The 561-nt window shown below is 71.5% G+C and carries 1 protein-coding gene; it reads right to left on the reverse strand.

Annotated elements, in window-relative coordinates; genetic code table 11:
* Positions 1 to 131: 131 nt before the first annotated feature.
* Positions 132 to 365, reverse strand: a complete 234-nt coding sequence (locus AC1D12_RS34975) for a YgaP family membrane protein (protein WP_477828549.1) — start codon at positions 363 to 365, stop codon at positions 132 to 134.
* Positions 366 to 561: the final 196 nt, after the last annotated feature.

Below are 561 nucleotides of genomic sequence, written 5' to 3' on the forward strand. Positions count from 1 at the left end.
GTGCTGGAGCACCTGGCGGCACGGCAGCAGCCGCTGGCGGTCGACGAGCAGCCGCGCTGCATCGCGATCGACGCGACCCGGCCGCTGCAGGCGGCGGCACTGGCCGCGCGCTGCCTCGCGCTGCCCCGCGCTCAGCGCGGCAGCCTGCAGGTGTTGATGCCGAACGGCAGGTAGGCCGGGCAGCGGCCGAACGCGCCGGTCAGCAGCGGCACGACCCCGATCCAGGCCCACGGGCCGAGCACCGAGAGCGCTGCCAGCGCGATGAGCGTGAGGCCGGCCCGCAGCCGCCGTGCGGGCGAGGATCTCCGAGGCGCGCGTCGGGCCTGCCGGCGGGTGGTGTCGGGACAGGGCGCAACCCTCGTCATGCAAAGCGACGGACCGCGATGTGCGAGGCGCATCGCGGCCTGCGTTGATCAAGCGCAAGGTGTGTGCCCGTGCAACGCCTAGATTGGATCGGTCACCCCGTTTCACACAGGAGAAAGCATGAAGACCGACGAGCAACTCAAGCAGGAAGTTTCGGCCGAGCTGGCGTGGGATCCCGCCACGCATGCCACCCAGATC

The sequence above is a fragment of the Rhizobacter sp. P1_G5 genome, assembly GCF_056405435.1.